Below are 15,710 nucleotides of genomic sequence, written 5' to 3'. Positions count from 1 at the left end.
TAGCTAGTAATACTTTTGGCTTTGAGGATTTAGCCAATGGTGGCGACAAGGATTTTAATGATCTGATTATCAAAGTTAATTTGACTACTGCTATGGCGGGTATCGCTTGAGTCTAATACAGACCTAACCCCCAGCCCCTTCCCTTGTAGACTATCCATTACCCGGATCTTTCTTAAGATTACCGAAAAACGACTCAGCGATACATGACCATCAAATACTCGTTCATTTACTAATAAAAACTTATGCAAATGCATTTGCATAAGTTTTTAACTTTGTAGTGAGAAGTACTTAAAGTTACTTAATGCATCAAACGCTACCCACTTTTACGGTTAGCGCTAGGATAGCTATGTATTTTATGAAAGTATAAATATGGCTCAAACTTTTTACGTAAATCCAGTATCCGGCAGCAATACCAATCCTGGTAGCCAACAAGCCCCCTTCAAAACTATTACGCAAGCTCTCAAGGTAGCTACTGTTGATACCAAGATTCAACTGGCAGATGGTAATTACAATGCTGCTAGTGGTGAAGTCTTTCCGTTAACGATTCCATCTGGCGTAACAGTGGTGGGTAATGAAGCCAATAAAGGCAATGGTATTTTAATTGAAGGAAGTGGTAGTTATCTGAGCCGTACTTTTGCTGGTCAGAATGTCACTTTTGTGCTGCTCGATAAAGCGCAACTCAGGGGCGTGACTGTAACAAATTTGGCTAGCCGTGGTAGTGGTGTCTGGATTGAATCAACTGCTCCTACTGTTGCCAATAGCACCTTCATCAACAATAAGCGGGAGGGAATATTTGCTACAGGCGATGCTAATCCAGTGATTCTAGGTAATGTGTTCAGTGAGAATGCAGCTAATGGAATTGCGATCGCTAAAAATTCTAAAGGTCAAATTGAAAATAATACCTACTTCAAAACAGGTTTTGGTATTGCCATTAGTGATACTGCATCGCCCATCCTTCGAGATAACAGAATCTATGAAAACCGTTCTGGCATTGTCATCTCTGGTAGTGCCCGTCCCGTATTACGTAATAATGTCAGCGAAAATAATACTGATGATGGGCTTACAGTAATTGGAACTGCTCTACCGGATATCGGCAGTACCAATAATCCAGGAGGCAATACTCTACGCAATAACGGTAAATTTGATTTGCAAAATGTCAGTTCCAACAAGCTGATTTCTCTAGGAAATAAAATAGATGCGTCTAAAGTCGCCGGAAACATAGAGTTTGCAGATAGTTCGGTTCCAACACCCACGCCAACACCAACTCCAACCCCAACACCCACACCCACACCAACACCCACACCAACACCAACACCCACGCCAACACCAACTCCAACTCCAACTCCAACCCCAACTCCAACTCCCACGCCAACGCCAACTTCAACTCCAACTCCAACTCCAACAATCGAATTAACCGATATTGCGAATCATTGGGCAGGTAGGTTTATTCGGGAATTAGTCAAATTGGGGATAGTTAATGGTTTTCCCGATCGCACATTTAAACCCGATGCGACAATGACACGGGCACAATTCGCGGCAATACTGGTAAAAGCTTTCAACCCGCCACCAAGCCGTGCAGCGATCAAATTCAAAGATGTACCAGCAGACTTCTGGGCATCCAAGGTAATTCAGCAGGCATATCAGGGTTTATTTCTCTCTGGTTTTCCCGACAATACCTTTAGTCCCAACAAAAATATCCAGCGCGTGCAAGTGATTGTCTCCCTGGTGAATGGATTGGGGCTATCTAGCGATGGTACGGCAACTATCAAAGTTTTCGATGACCAAGCCAAGATTCCTGAATATGCCAAGGATGAGGTAGTAAAAGCTATAAACAAAGAAATTATCGTCAATTACCCAAACCTGAAACAACTTAATCCTACCCGCGATGCTACGCGTGGTGAGGTAGCGGCGATCGTGTATCAAGCATTGGTAGATGCTGGGCGTGTAGCAGCGATCAACTCGCCTTATATAGTAACTGCTTGAGGAAGGCAGGGGGCAGGGGAGCAAATCATTTATAGGAAAATCAGTTCAGTTAAGTATTTCTTCCTTTTTTTCCTTTGCATTCTTCTCTACGAAACCTAGGGCGTAGCTTGCTTCTCCGTAGGAGTATGCATTCTTTGCGTTAGCCTACGGTAGTTTTGCGTCTACGTTAAAAAAATTGACTTTGATAAAAAGTTAAGCTTTAATGCAAGTGTATTTAGCGATCGCTACCAATATTTACTACTGACTGCTTTTAACAGTGTTTTCACCTGCCCCACTTTCCTGGAAACCAGATTAAATCAGGCTTTCTTAATTTTGAATTTTGAATTGGTATTATTACCATGTTCCAGTAATAGAATTGATAACGAAGGCTTGGTAAAGTCTTCAACTATCAAAAGATAGAAGCTTTAGTAGCAGATTTTACGAATTGTAGAAAATCGAAAATCTGTATTCAAAGTAAGCTTGTAGCATATAAAACGCTTGTAAGATTTTTATGACTTCCCGGATTCGCTTTTTAATGTGCCCTCCTGACCACTATGACGTGGACTATGTGATTAATCCTTGGATGGAAGGGAATATTCACAAGTCATCGCGCGATCGCGCCGTGGAACAGTGGCAGGGACTACACCAAATCCTTAAACAACACGCCATTGTAGATTTAGTACCACCTGAAAAAGGCTGGCCTGATTTGGTTTTTACCGCCAACGCTGGCTTAGTTCTAGGCGATAATGTCGTCCTCAGTCGCTTTTTGCACAAAGAACGTCAGGGCGAGGAACCTTTCTTCAAGCAATGGTTTGAGGCAAATGGTTATACAGTCAATGAACTTCCCAAAGATTTGCCCTTTGAGGGAGCAGGAGACGCACTACTAGATCGGGAAGGACGCTGGTTATGGGCGGGATACGGTTTCCGCTCGGAATTAGATTCTCACCCTTATCTAGCTAAATGGCTGGATATTGAGGTGCTATCCCTACGACTCATTGACGAACGTTTCTATCACCTGGATACCTGCTTTTGTCCCTTAACAAATGGCTATTTGCTGTACTATCCCGGTGCTTTTGATTCTTACTCCAACCGCTTAATTGAAATGCGAGTCGCACCAGAAAAGCTAATCGCAATTGAAGAAGCCGATGCAGTCAACTTCGCTTGTAATACAGTGAATGTGGATAACATCGTCATCATGAACAAGGCGAGTGATGCTTTGAAAACCCGTCTTGCAGATGTAGGTTTCCAAGTGCTGGAAACACCGCTGACAGAATTTCTCAAAGCTGGTGGCGCGGCTAAATGCTTAACTCTGCGGGTTACAGAACCAGTTAGAGATGAAATTCATGCCAATGTCTCGGTAGAAAGCCGCGTCATTCGCATGGAAGGGCATTTGCTAGATGCTGGCTTAATTAACCGCGCTTTGGATTTGATTATAGATGCCGGGGGAAGTTTCCAAGTCCTGAATTTCAACTTGGGAGAACAGCGCCAAAGTACCTCAGCCGCAGAGGTGAAGGTATCAGCACCATCTCATGAGGTGATGGAAGAAATCATCTCAATGCTGATTGATTTGGGTGCTGTAGATTTACCCCATGATGAACGAGATGCTATCTTGGAACCGGTAATCCAAGATGGTGTTGCACCTGATGATTTCTACGTCAGTACAATTTATCCCACCGAAGTACGCATTAGTGGTCAGTGGGTGAAGGTAGAAAATCAACGGATGGATGGCGCGATCGCTATTACTCAAACTCCTACAGGTTTAGTTGCTCGGTGTAAAATACTCCGCGATTTAAAAGTTGGCGAACAGGTAATTGTAGACGTTTTAGGTATCCGCACCATCCGCAAAACTGAATCGCGGGAACTCCGCAGCACCCAAGAATTCAGCTTTATGTCGGCGGGTGTTTCCAGCGAACGGCGCGTGGAGTTGGTCGTTGAGCAAGTGGCTTGGGAATTGCGTAAAATCCGCGATGCTGGTGGTAAAGTAGTTGTCACGGCTGGTCCGGTGGTGATTCACACCGGTGGCGGCGAACACTTGGCGCAATTGGTTCGGGAAGGATATGTACAGGCGTTGCTGGGTGGTAATGCGATCGCAGTTCACGACATCGAGCAAAATATCATGGGCACTTCCTTGGGTGTGGATATGAAGCGGGGTGTCGCCGTTCGTGGTGGACACCGCCATCACCTGAAGGTAATTAATAGTATCCGTCGTTATGGCAGCATTCCGAAAGCTGTGGAGGCGGGGGCAATTAAAAGTGGCGTGATGTATGAGTGCGTCCACAATAATGTACCTTTTGTGCTTGCGGGATCGATTCGGGATGACGGGCCTTTACCTGATACCGTAATGGATTTGATTCAAGCACAGGAGGAATATGCCAAACACCTAGAAGGTGCAGAGATGATTTTAATGCTGTCATCGATGCTGCACTCGATTGGCGTGGGGAATATGACTCCGGCTGGTGTGAAAATGGTGTGTGTGGATATTAATCCAGCTGTGGTGACTAAGTTAAGCGATCGCGGTTCTGTAGAATCGGTGGGTGTGGTGACGGATGTGGGATTATTTCTCAGTCTGCTGATTCAGCAGTTGGATAAGTTGACAAGTCCTTATGTGAATAAGGTAGGTTAAGAGAACGAACCGCAGAGGCGCAGAGGGCGCAGAGAAAGGGAGATGACAAGAGTAGCTTTCAGTGAAGATTTGCAGGTTAATTGGGTCAGTTTGATTGCTGATTTCTTGTTGGTAGGGATGGTTTTTGGCCCGCCTATCGCTCCCTTTTTGGCTGCGTCTGGAGTGTCTTTGCTTCCTGGGATTGCGGACATCATTTATTTCATGGGTAATCATGTCTGTCCGCAACCAGAGATGGGGTTAGATTTAGCACCACCGTTTATTATGGCTGTGTGTATGCGCTGCTACGGCACTGTCACGGGTTTGCTGATTACTCGTCTGCTGTATGGCGTAACTGGTGGTAAGGGATTTTACTGGTTGAGTCAGTATGGCTGGAGTGGTGTGGCGTTAGCTAGTGTGCTAATGATGGCTTATCCTTTGGAATTGGCAGCACAGATTTTCGGTTTGTGGAGTTTTAATAACTATCTGGTTACGCCTTTTGGGTTAATTACAGGTTTGGCGTGGGGATTGTTTACTATGCCCATATTGCATGGGTGGCAGGGTGCCAGCCGATACATTAATAATAAGGCGTCAGCGTAACTTTTGCATAGGCGTAGCCCGTCGTAGACATCGCTTAGTCAGCATTCCCTAAATCGCTGCTTTGACAGCAGTTAGTCGCTCATGATGGGACTGACTTTTTGCGGCGGGGACGCTTGTGTTCTGATTTTTGCTAGCTGAACCGGAAGCTTCCACGTTGCCACAGTTCAAAATAATCACACCCATCGTTTCCCAAACTACCATCTGGCAGGATAGTATTGCAGAACAAAGTACTATCCAATTTAGTACCATGTTCCCTTTTATTACTCAAAACATAATCTTTACTCACAGCAGAGCCACAATGAGAAGCAATGGATTGCGATAAAATCCCTGTCATGGCTGGGGTGGTAAAGAAGATAAGAGAGGGATGTCTGGCGACAAGCCGCTACGTGTCTACGCTACCAGTCAAGAACTGCTAATATTGATACTTTCGCAAATTCCCGATCCGCCGTTACTAGGTTCGCAGTTGCCTGAAGTGCCATCGCTGCGATGATTGCGTCGGGTAGTTTCAACCTATATTGCTGACGAAGTTGGATAATTTGCTCAATTAACACCGTATCATCAGCCATTAAACTAACAACTTCAACTCGTTGGATAAATTGCTCAAAAAGTTGGCGATCTCCCTGACTCAACCCAGAAAATGCTAGAAATTCAATTTTACTAATAATTGAAATCCCGATCCAATCAGCATTTTGTAACAGTTGCAGCAGTTTTGAATTACCTTGTAGCAGTGCTACGATCGCATTTGTATCCAACAAGTAGCGACTACCACTCATCCCGTAGAACCTTTTGCATTGCTAATGCATCTCCCTCCCAGACCAATTTCCCTGCAAGATCGGAAAAATCATAATCAGATTTTTGTGTTTTGTCTGATGCAACTGGATTCAGAACAACCACAATATTGACCTGTCCAGGCGCTAGCTGTGTTGGGATATCAAGATGCAAATGTCCCGACGCATCAACAATTGTCGTAAGTTGAAAAACTTCCATTATTATCCCAGCTATTAAACTCTGGTTTCATTTTAATGCGATCGCACCTTTTAACTAACAGCCTTAGTCAAAGTCACTAATTAGCGATCGCTAGTACCATAAATACTAGCGATCTCTATGTGATTGTTATTGTCTTATACTGCCTGTACCTACCTCCACCTTCTGTGATCCTTCAACAATCTGGTAAAGTTTGTCTTCCAATTTCTGCATACATGCCGACCAATCAAATTCGAGTATAGAGGGGCGAGCATGTCTAGTCATATCTGCTTTCAAATCAGGATTTTCCAGAATCGCAATTACCTTTTGAGCGAAGTCTGTAGGGTTGTTAGGTTGTGCAAGGAAGCCGTTACGACCAGGAGATACTTGTTCTGAGGTTGACGGTGCAACAACAGCAACTAGAGGGGTTCCAGACGCTAACGCTTCGTTATTTGTCGTGCAGAAGTTCTCGGTGACGGAGGGGTTAACAAAAACATCCGCTCTGGCAAACCAACCTAGAAGTTCTGTACCGTGAGACTCGCCCCATACAGTAATACCCGATCCAAACTTTTTAGCACGCTCGCGAATCTCTTCATCTAGCGGGCCACTACCAACAATCACCAGATGAACATCAGGAATTTTGGCTGCTATGACTGGAAAGATATCAAGCAGTTGGTTGACATTCTTTTCGGGTGTGATGCGTCCGACAAACAAAAGAGTCGGTCGGTTATCGTTGGGAATTGGGTCGTAACAAATGTTTCGCGGGTGAAATTTTTCGCAATCGATGCCTTGATAAGCGACGTATTCAGCACGTTGGCATTTCAGTTCTTCGTATTTAGTCAGTTGCTCTTTAGAAGAGAAGTAATTGAAGTCATAAGACTCACTAAACTGCTTAACTAAAACGGGAACGATGGGACGAACCAAATTGAAGAATCGGTCTCCAAAGTAATATTTGATATACGCAACGATATCTGTATGGAAGAGTGATATTATTGGCGTACCTGTTCGTTTTGCGTATTGAGTACCGATTGGACGACCATAACCTTGCAAGAAAAATGAGTACAAACCTCTCATTTGCGCTGCTTCTTCAACCACGATAATATCGGGTTTGAATTTCTCCAGCAACTTGGTATCGCTCCAATGTCGATAGTTCAATGGTTGAGGAAGAGACTTGTAGAATAGCAGCGGTTCTGTGGGGAATGCGTAAGCAGAGAAGTTGGGGAAAGACTGAATTTCCTCTAAACCTGGCATGGGGCGATCGCCGACATTTTTGGGGTAGCGATCGTTAATTTGCGGATGGATTAGAAAAACCTCATGTCCCTGCTCTAGCAACCAACGAACTCGTTGGTGAACTGCAACGGAAACACCAGTTAAGAAAGGAGCATACAATCCTGTAAACAGTGCAATGCGAAGTTTTTGCTTAGTCATAATAAAGGGGAATATTTCACAAAATTGCTGGTTTTTAACTTAGGATTTACGCAGCTTATGTTTCATGAACATCCTGATTCTCTGGCTCAGAAATTCCCACTAATACAGTTAGACTAAGGATTTACGCATTGTCAAATAGCTGAAGTTTTCGATTTTGAAGTGGATGTTTATAGTGCTTCTAGTTTGTGTGTAATAGAGTCTGCTGTCTCCTTATAGAAGAAATGCTTTGAGGTTTAGTTCCCTGACAGTGACAAAAGTTTTTCCATTTTTCTCTCCTAATAAGAGATGGTTAGAGAGAGGTAGAGAAAAAGTTGGAGATTAGGTAGACTCAATTGCAAACCCTTATATAAAACTGGATTGTAAGCTCTAAAAACATCCAAAATGCTAAGTCAAAATTCCCCTTAATATATTTGTCTATAACCCTTGCAAAAAATGTAAATGCGTTTTGTTAATCAACAAGTAAAAACGTATTTTCTCAAGAGTTATAGCTAATATAGTTCTACTAAATATAAGATAATATAATTTGAAGACTAGGGAATGTTTAGTGTAATAACTTTCATGCCCTAGTTGATATTTAGCAATTTAATTCAAAGAGAAACCTTGCTATTAATAGGCTGATCCAACCATTGATAAGGGCGATATTCCACTAAGCGGACATTCCAAGGCCCTTTAACGCGATAGCTGACACCGCGCCAGGTAACTGTTGATGTCCACAGGGATGATAGCATCGCTAACCCATAAACCCACTGTGTTAACGGAATCCCAATCAACATTTTTATGATTGTAGCAGCTGATAATTTGGCGTAGACGTGGAACGGCTTGCCGGTAGGCATCGCCTGCTCATTAGAGCGAACCACTCGCTGTATCTCTAATTCCAACACCAGCATTATCAAGAGTAATCCGACAGTGTAAACTCCATAGCAGCCTAACAACACAGCCGCAGCTTCCCATTTTGCCTCTAACAGCGACTCTAGAACTAACACGCTCAGTAGAGTCGGAAACAAAATGCTAGAAACAGCTTCACTAACAAGAGCTAACCAACGGGGATGATACAGTCGAGAAAAAAGGATAAGGCGCTTGAGATAGTCTATTAAGTTGAATAAATCAGTCTCTTCACGATTGACTATTAGCAGCGAAGGCACAAACTTTACCTGAAAACCATGTTTTTTCAGGATGTCGTGCATCATAAAATCTTCACCTAAAGCTTGTCCCCACTTATCTAGCAGTTCTGTTTGGCGAAGTACTTCTGTTTTCACAGCTAAAGTTCCACCCCAAGGAATCTGGAAGATAAACATTTGCACTACTGTGGACACATTCCCGACGTACCGCACTAAAGAACCCCAATATCTGCCTGTTGGTACGTACCAACGATTGCCGGTTGTTGCGCCGACTTTTGCATCGCTTAGAGGACTGACTAATTCTCGCAGCCAATTCAGATGAACTATAGTATCAGCATCTACTAAAGCAACCACCTTATAAGAATCGTCCAACTCTCGGATAGCTTGGATTAAAGAACTGCATTTGAGACTACAATTGTTGCGTACTATTCTTAAAGCGCTGATTTGAACATTAGTCGCTTCTTGCTCAGTGATGGTTTCACTAGCAATTTTCCAAGCGGGATCTTCGTGACTATCAACGATCAACTTTAAATCATACTGTGGATAGTTTTGATTTAAGAGCGATCGCAAACATCTAGGCAAAAACGGATCGGCTCCGCGTAAGCAAAGAATTACTGCGGTTTTGGGTAACTGATCGTCTGGTAATAAGTTTTTTTTAGACGAGCGCAGATACCATATAAAGACAAGCGTAAAACACACCTGAATAACCAGCCAACCCGTCAAAGACTTAGACAGAAATATTGCCAAATCTTCCATTAAATTTTTAGTCTCCGACAGAATTAGGGATTGGGCATTGGGCATTGGGCATTGGGCATTGGGCATGGGGCACAAGAGGCAGAGGGGAAAAACTTACTGCAACTTCTCCCCCGCCTCTTTCCCCAATCCCCAGTCGCCTTTAGGAATCGAGCGAATATTTCATGATGATGGTCACTGTTGTATTTTTGTTTACAACAAAACTGGCATCACGAAACTTTGGTGTACCTGTTTGTATAGACACAGTTGGATTTTTGGAAATCCCAAAACCTTCTTTGGGAATACCGAAAAAGTCTTTATTGAGTTTGCGATCGCCATTTTGATCGTCAACCACAGCGACAGCATAAGTTCCAGGTTTCAAACCGGAGAATTCTTTTTTTACAGAAGTGCCATTAATCTTAGCGCAGCCACTTTGAGCTTCACTAGTACTACTCATTGGAAATCCTTTTTCATTTGCATAAACTCGGAAGCAAATCTCACCTTTTTTGTGATTTATTCCATTTACTACAACATTAAGTGTTGCAGTTGGCTCTGCGTTCACTGTTTTAGCAAAGCTGATGCTCACTAAAGTAACAAGCAAAACATGAGATAGTTGAGATAGTTTCAGCATAGTTTTGTAGTCAAAATAGGTGATTGTGATTCGTTAAGAGTGTGGCTTGTTGTTTTTTTATTGATGCTTTTCGCCAACTTTTCCAAAGTCTGGGCAGCACTATTAGCAAATCTTTCAGTAAAAGATATTCTGTCCCTTTTAACTGCTGATGTAGACTTATATGACAACATAGCCGCTCATTCAAACTCAGGGGACTACGCCATATAGAGAGTACATACTCCCAGGTTATTCTCCAATGGGGCAATAAAATTCGTCCTTTCTTTGCTGAATCAAACCATACTGCATACCCATAAAAATCGGGGAGCATACTCAATAATGGTTTTTTGGTTTTGTCAGCAAACAGCAAGTAATTTGGAAAGAACAGACTCATTGATTGTTGCGGATGACTTCTGATGAAAAACAGGGATTCAGGAATTTCATAAAACCTACCGAGAATACCAAGTCTTAACAAGAGAATTCCATCTGCATTACCGTAACCACCCATAGGTGGTATCTTTTTCAAAACACTAGCGCGAATTACCCCGTAACATTGATAACATAAATGCTTGGTTAGCAATTCGTGAAAACGCTCCTGTGGCTTTAGTGCATCGGCCTTGACTTTGATATCGTAATTTTGGATAAAATTCCCCTGTTCATCAATGAAATATGCCTGGGAATGACACAAGATTATAGTAGGATCTTGGTCAAGTACCTCAACACACTTCTTGATAAAATCTGGAGAATGTAGATCGTCATGGGCTGCCCATTTAAAATACTCACCCGATGACAGTTGCAAGACGCGATTAAAGTTACCAGCACAACCGATATTCTTGTCATTGCGGTAGTAGCAAATACGTTGGTCTTGCTCGACATAAGCTCTACAGATTTCTTCAGTTTTATCTGTAGATGCATTATCTGAAATAATTAGCTCAAAATCTTCAAAGGTTTGTGCCAACAGTGAATCTATGGCTTCTTTGAGAAATTTTTCACCATTGTATACAGGTAATCCGATGCTCAATCGTGGCTGATTGCTACTCATAGAAAACAAGTATTCGGAAAATCTGTGGATTAGTTTACGCTTAATCGTAGTTAGGTAGATGCAACGTAAGAATTCAGAATTCAGGAGTCAGAATTAAGGATACTTTGATACTAAGCTGAATTATTTCAAGTAAATCAAGAGTCTCCTAGATTTTTCATTTTCCAATCATTCTGTTAGCGGATAGCTAAGGTTTAGCCCATTCTGACTCCTGAATTCTCAAAAATCTGTGAATTATTTCATCAAGCTTTGAATATCTGTTTTTCGCAGCCATTCATGTGTTTGCAGCATTCCTAATTCTAGGTCAACTGCTGGTTTGTAATTTAACAGATTTTGGGCTTTGGCAATGGAACAAGCATAAGGACGAGTCATAAAATCTATGGACTCTGGTAAAATATCTACTTTTTTCCGAAAAAGTTTTTGTCCTTGAACACGTAGCTTTAGAAACAACTTGATTTCATCTTTCGATAATGAAAGGGGTGCTTGCAAATCTTCCATTGCTGCTAAACGCATAAAATACTCTTTCCACGAAGTTTCTTGTCCGTCGGTGAGATTAAATATTTCACCGTAAATTTCTTTTTCTATCGCGAGAAAGATGCCATCAATTAGGTTATCTATATATACATGATTGATTACTCCTTTAGCATCATTGGCACAAGCAAATAATTTTTGGCGCATCATCAGAATTGGTCTGACTATCCAGGGAATACTTCCTGGGCCGTAAACATCTCCGGCTCGAATAATGATGATGCCAAAATCTGGAGGATTATTCAGTTCTAAAACTGCTGTTTCAGCTTCTATTTTCGTTTGACAGTAGGGATTATTTTCACCAGAAAGTGGGCCGGATTCTGTAACACCATCAGGATAATTGAAACCATAAACCATTACACTGGAGAGATGCACAAATGTTTTGACACCAGCTTGTTTAGCGGCTTTAGCCATGTTGACAGTACCGCCAACATTGATATCACGAAAATGCTTAATTGCACCAGCTTCTTCGGCAATTTGCTCTGTATGTAAAACGATATCTACTCCCTGACAAGCCTTTTGAGCAATAGTAGAATCGGTAATACTACCAATAATTATCTCTACACCTAAATTCTGTAATTGTTTGTTCTGTTCTGTAGAACTTTGTAGTCCACGAACCTTCATCCCTTGCGCTATGGCTAACTCGGCTGTACGCAAACCGACAAATTCATTAATCCCAGTAATTAGGAGAGTTTTGTCTTTGAGGTTCATAAAATCGTAATTATTGTTAAATAAGTGAATTTGAGTTGTTAGATAAAAGACCTTAAGTAATACCAAGTTTGAATATTGGTAAATACTTTTAATCTAAAATCTAAAATTGATATAAGAAAAAAATTTCTGTGGAGAGGCTGCACTAATACTTAGCTATCAGTCTATCTCGCGGCAAAACAATCGAGTAATTTTGCTGCTAGGCATCAGCTAGAAAATATCTCCTGGATCTGCGGAGCGAAGTTTATTGATAGCAAGTGCTCCTGATGTTATACACATTAAAACTGTTGAAGTTAAGACAATCACTGCATTATTAGTGGTCATAACTATTGGCAGTTTAGTTGCTTCTGCCGCAAAACTATATAACAAAACAGAAGTAATAAATCCTGGAATATAACCTAAGATTGCCAAAATCAAAGCTTGCTGAAATACCACATTTAATAAATAGCTATTGGCATAACCTATGGCTTTTAAGGTGGCGTAAGCAACGAACTGTGTAGCAATATTGCTGTAAAGAATTTGATAAACAATAACCACACCAACCACCGCAGCCATTGTCAACATCAAGTTAAGAATAAAACCAATGGGTGTTCTGACAGCCCAGTATTGTTTCTCAAAATCAATGAAGCCTTGGCGTGTAAAAACTTGGACATCATTAGGCAAACTTGCTTGCAAATTTTTTAGTACTGTTTCTGCATTAGTACCAGGTTTAAGGGAAATCAAACCGACATCTATCATATCTGCCGGACGAGTATTGGGATTTATCCTCAAGAAAGTGGAGTCACTAACAAGTAAGTTTCCGTCTACACCAAAGGAAGGGCCTAATGTGAATAAGCCACCGATTCTTACTCTATAACCAATTAATGAATTGAAGGGAAATATTTCAATTGTCTGTGCAGTCTCTCCCGCATTAAATTTTTCAGCTATTGGGCCAAACTCTGGGCGAGAACCCCGGTCAAAAAGCATGACATCAGGAGTTTTGAGTTTATCTAAATTTCTCTCAACTTCCGGGAGATTTATCACAGGTCTACCCGGATCGAAACCAATAACATATATTGAATATTTCTCACCAGTTGCCGGATTTTTAAGTTTGGCAAATTGCAAATACATAGGGCTAACTGACTCTACGCCATCAAACCCCAAAGATTGATATAAACGAGTCCGCGAAAAACTTTGATTTGAAGTCAAGGATTTATACTGCGAACTAACTAAAAATAAATCTCCTTTGAGATTCTGATGGACTGCGGTTGCACTGGAATAGAGGGCATCTTGAAAACCAAGTTGCACAAACATTAGCAGCACAATAAAACCAATCCCGGCTACAGCTACTAATAAACGAACTTTTTGCTGGGCTAGCTGTAGCCATGCTAAAGGAATTTTGAAAATCATGGATTTATTTATTATTTGTCATTCGTCATTTGTCATTTGTCATTTGTCATTTGTCATTTGTCATTTGTGAATGACCTATGACTAAATATGAATGGCGACATCGACTTGTAAGTTAGTTAAACGAGCGACCTTTTGACTATCTGCGGGATTATCGATGGAGATTTTCACTTCAACTATTCTGCGGTCTGTATCTGAACCAGGGTTAAGGCTAAAGATGTTTTGCTTGTCAACTTGCCAACCAATCTCTTTTACAGTTCCTTTTATTGTTCCAGTAAATGCAGTGCTGGTAATTGTGGCTTTTTGTCCTACACGCACTTTTTGAACATCGGTTTGATACACCTCTGCAATCACATACATTTGAGATGTCTTACCTATTTCAGCAAATCCTCTACTGGTGCTGATAACTTCTCCGGTTTTGGCATGAATTTTCAAAATTTTGCCATTTATGGGAGATTTGATGTAACTTAAATCCAAGTCGGCTTTTGCTTGTTGAACAGAAGTTGTTGCACTATTGACTTCGGTTTGTGCAACTTGAACATCTACGCTACGCACTTCGCTAATACTGGTGAGTTGCGCTTGTGCTTGTTTGCGTTGTTCTTGGTATGTATCTTGAGTGCGCTTGAGGGTAGCTTGAGCTTCTGTTAGCTGCTGTTGTGTAGTCTTTAGTTGCAAAGCTTTGGTATCTGCTACAGAAGCCGCGATCGCACCTTGTTTATATAATTGCTGATAGCGATTGTTCTCAGCTTGAGCATTATCTACCTCAGCCTGGATGCGGGCAATTGTCGCCTCTTGTGTCGCAACATCCCCTTTATATTGTGGCTCTAAACGGGCAATTACAGCCTTTTGAGCATCGACATCTCCGGTTTTACCTCCAGATTTAACCTGCGCTAATTTGGCTTTGGCAACTTGCAGTTGGTCTAAAGTCTGTTGTAATGCGGTTCTAGAACGACCATAATTTTCGAGATAGGCTAATAATTGCCCTGCTTTAACCGTATCTCCTTCTTTCACCAACAGTCTGTCTACTCGCACCCCATTATTAGAAGCCGGAGCCGTCAAAGTAGTAATTTCACCTTCTGGCTCCAAACGTCCCAAGGCTGTCACAGCAACTTTTGCAGGCGTGGCAGCTTTTGGAGGGTTGGCTGGCGCTGTCACAACTTTTGGTTTAGACCAAAACGGTGCCAAACTATAGAAAGTGATTAATCCAGCCGCTAAAGTGAGAGAAGCTGCTAAAATTACTTGCGATCGGCCTACGGGTTTTGTGAATAATCGACTTTCTTTATTTACTGCCATATTTTCATTCCAATTCTGCTTTTTTAGGGGATAACCTGGTTATATTTAGTCGATTACAATGACTCATCCGCAAATTCCCAAAAGGACTTTTCCTCTAGGTTTTCTACCTTAATTAAGTGGATGTGTCTAAATTGGTTTTATATGAATTGTTGTACGCTTTTACCGCCCAAACTTACTATTGTGGCGTGAAAATTAATGGCGTGTTACTTCAAAGCTTCCTAAGTTATATCCTAATTTGATATCTAATCCAGTAGCGTAAAATACAATAGCGCTAGTCAGAAAACTTAACTTTCAAGAACAACGAAGCGCTAAAAAAAGGAATCAAAACCTGGATAAACTTGTTATTAAGTATGGACTAAAAGTTGATTATTGTCAACTATTTGAATTGACATAAGTCCTGATTCTCTCACTAAAATATTTCAGCACAGTAAGATGATGTGCTGAAAAATGTACCGACCGCTAATCTCTTGTCTAGCAATTGAATACCTACAAATAGTTCGTTATTAAGCAGATTTGATATTCCTAACAGATTATTATTATCAAGGTTGTGTAATATAAGACATTATTCTAACGATTTCTAGTAGTGGCAATTTATGAATTGCCCTTACTTAACGTGAGTTCGATGAACCTCTCCCTCCCAGCCTGCCTCTGGGAAACGGAAAGGGAGGAGCAACGAAAAATTCAGCTTTTTACTCCCCTCTCCGACACGGAGAGGGGTTGGGGGAGAGGTCAAATAAGACTTGTCGA

The 15,710-nt window shown here is 41.5% G+C and carries 14 protein-coding genes; 4 read left to right on the top strand and 10 right to left on the bottom strand.

Annotated elements, in window-relative coordinates:
- From HWQ42_RS35520 to HWQ42_RS10775, 4 genes are all read left to right on the top strand, one after another.
- Positions 1–110, top strand: a 110-nt coding sequence (locus HWQ42_RS35520; protein WP_367119049.1) for a DUF4114 domain-containing protein, incomplete at its 5' end; no start/stop codon positions are given.
- A gap of 259 nt (positions 111–369) precedes the next feature.
- Entirely contained in the window at positions 370–1,983 is a 1,614-nt protein-coding gene (locus tag HWQ42_RS10785; protein ID WP_292811764.1) for a DUF1565 domain-containing protein, read from the top strand.
- Positions 1,984–2,473: 490 nt separating this feature from the next.
- Positions 2,474–4,585: a TIGR00300 family protein gene (locus tag HWQ42_RS10780; protein ID WP_292811762.1), complete on the top strand. Its 2,112-nt coding sequence runs from the start codon at positions 2,474–2,476 to the stop codon at positions 4,583–4,585.
- 42 nt (positions 4,586–4,627) lie between these two features.
- Positions 4,628–5,161 carry a DUF2085 domain-containing protein gene (locus tag HWQ42_RS10775; protein WP_292811759.1) on the top strand — a complete coding sequence of 178 codons (534 nt, stop codon included), beginning with the start codon at positions 4,628–4,630 and terminating at the stop codon, positions 5,159–5,161.
- A gap of 48 nt (positions 5,162–5,209) precedes the next feature.
- On the opposite strand, the gene HWQ42_RS10770 is transcribed toward HWQ42_RS10775, so the two are convergent.
- The 10 genes from HWQ42_RS10770 to HWQ42_RS10725 all read right to left on the bottom strand — a co-directional run bounded on the left by HWQ42_RS10770 (position 5,210) and on the right by HWQ42_RS10725 (position 14,963).
- Positions 5,210–5,362: a hypothetical protein gene (locus HWQ42_RS10770; protein ID WP_292811757.1), complete on the bottom strand. Its 153-nt coding sequence runs from the start codon at positions 5,360–5,362 to the stop codon at positions 5,210–5,212.
- Positions 5,363–5,556: 194 nt separating this feature from the next.
- Complete coding sequence (locus tag HWQ42_RS10765; RefSeq protein ID WP_292811755.1) at positions 5,557–5,934, bottom strand: type II toxin-antitoxin system VapC family toxin; 378 nt, start codon at positions 5,932–5,934, stop codon at positions 5,557–5,559.
- The gene (locus HWQ42_RS10760) at positions 5,924–6,148 is read right to left on the bottom strand and encodes a hypothetical protein (protein WP_292811752.1); all 225 of its coding nucleotides are present in this window, start codon (positions 6,146–6,148) and stop codon (positions 5,924–5,926) included. Before HWQ42_RS10760 ends, HWQ42_RS10765 begins: the two co-directional genes overlap by 11 nt.
- Before the next feature lie 126 nt (positions 6,149–6,274).
- Entirely contained in the window at positions 6,275–7,552 is a 1,278-nt protein-coding gene (locus HWQ42_RS10755) for a glycosyltransferase (protein ID WP_292811750.1), read from the bottom strand.
- A gap of 587 nt (positions 7,553–8,139) precedes the next feature.
- Positions 8,140–9,426: a glycosyltransferase family 2 protein gene (locus HWQ42_RS10750; protein WP_292811766.1), complete on the bottom strand. Its 1,287-nt coding sequence runs from the start codon at positions 9,424–9,426 to the stop codon at positions 8,140–8,142.
- 139 nt (positions 9,427–9,565) lie between these two features.
- Positions 9,566–10,033, bottom strand: coding sequence for a DUF2141 domain-containing protein (locus HWQ42_RS10745; protein WP_292811748.1), 468 nt, complete (start codon positions 10,031–10,033; stop codon positions 9,566–9,568).
- Positions 10,034–10,043: 10 nt separating this feature from the next.
- Positions 10,044–11,051 (bottom strand): glycosyltransferase family 2 protein, encoded by a 1,008-nt coding sequence (locus HWQ42_RS10740; protein ID WP_292811746.1) that lies wholly within the window; start codon positions 11,049–11,051, stop codon positions 10,044–10,046.
- Between the two features lie 231 nt (positions 11,052–11,282).
- On the bottom strand, positions 11,283–12,287 hold the full coding sequence (locus HWQ42_RS10735; RefSeq protein WP_292811742.1) for an NAD(P)-dependent oxidoreductase: 1,005 nt from the start codon (positions 12,285–12,287) through the stop codon (positions 11,283–11,285).
- 207 nt (positions 12,288–12,494) lie between these two features.
- Entirely contained in the window at positions 12,495–13,673 is a 1,179-nt protein-coding gene (gene devC, locus HWQ42_RS10730; protein WP_292811740.1) for an ABC transporter permease DevC, read from the bottom strand.
- 81 nt (positions 13,674–13,754) lie between these two features.
- A complete protein-coding gene (locus tag HWQ42_RS10725) occupies positions 13,755–14,963 on the bottom strand; it encodes an ABC exporter membrane fusion protein (protein ID WP_292811738.1) in 1,209 nt (402 codons plus the stop codon).
- Between the last annotated feature and the right edge of the window lie 747 nt (positions 14,964–15,710).

This window comes from Nostoc sp. JL23 (assembly GCF_017115065.1).
GTDB lineage: Bacteria > Cyanobacteriota > Cyanobacteriia > Cyanobacteriales > Nostocaceae > Nostoc > Nostoc punctiforme_A.
Note: the sequence above shows the minus strand (reverse complement) of the source record. Positions and strands in the feature narration are given on the sequence as shown.